We start from the raw sequence: 1081 nt of genomic DNA on the forward strand, positions 1-1081 counted from the left end.
TGGGGGTATTCATCTGACCGGACTATCCCTGGTCAGGGCGCTCTCCATGGTCGGGATGCCCGGGGCCGGTCGATGCTCGGTGGAGACCCTCGTCGTCCGGGCGGCGTGGGTGGGGTCTTCTTCGGCTGGGGGTTGACCACCAGGTCGCGATACCGCACGGGGTCGTGGGCGACGGCAAGCTGGAGTACCCGGTAGAAGACCAGTCCTCGGCTGCGGGATCGGCGCCGGTTGAAGCGGAACACGAACTCGTTCATGTAGCTGGATAGGTGGTCGGCCTCCACCGAGCCCTGGTGGGTACCGAGCAGCCACCGTTTGATGAGCGAGGCGACCCGGTGCACAGCGGGCAGCAGCTCGCCGGGGTCGTTCCCGCGTGCCCGGGCGGCGCGCTGGCTGCGCCGGTCGTGCACGTAGCCGAGCTTGTCCAGGCCGCTGTACCCCTGCCAGCCATCGGTGATCACCGTGGTGCCCGGCTCGACGTGGTCGGTGACGAAGGCATGCAACGACTTGGCGGATGCATCGCTCAGCGGCGCCATCCGGCACCGGCCCATGCCCCTGGGCGGCGTCACCTCCACCGCGATGCAGGTCAGGACCTTCTTACCCCGGGCTCGGCCGCCACGCAGCCCCGGCTCCTCCCCGCCGATGAAGGTCTCGTCCACCTCCACCATCCCGCTCAGCCGCTCGCGGCCCGGCCGCACCAGCACCGAGCGCAGCCGGTGCAGCATCGCCCACGCCGTCGGGTAGGAGCCGATCTCCAGCGAACGCTGCAGGCTCAGCGCCGACATGCCGTCTTTGCCGGTAGCGAACATCCAGCAAGCGGTGAACCACACGGTCAGCGGCGTACGCCGGCGATCGAACAGGGTCCCCGCCGTCACCGAGGTCCGAGCGCCACACGCGGCGCACTTGTAGCGCCCGTCCGCAACAGCCCACCCGCCGAGATTCCCGCACCGCGGGCAGACGAAGCCCTCGGGCCACCGCAGCCAGTCCAGGTAGTCCAGACAGTCGGCGTCGGTCACGAACCAGGACTGGAACTCCCCAGTGGACCTGGGGTAGTGCAAACCCGCCCGGGGCCGGAGCGCTTCCA

1 pseudogene is annotated in these 1081 nt (G+C 69.8%); it reads right to left on the bottom strand.

Annotation, left to right across the window (positions count from 1 at the left end):
- Positions 1-137 precede the first annotated feature (137 nt).
- Positions 138-1055 (bottom strand): annotated as a pseudogene (locus tag IVW53_16220) (IS1595 family transposase).
- Positions 1056-1081 lie beyond the last annotated feature (26 nt).

The organism is Chloroflexota bacterium (assembly GCA_015478725.1).
GTDB lineage: Bacteria > Chloroflexota > Limnocylindria > Limnocylindrales > CSP1-4 > C-114.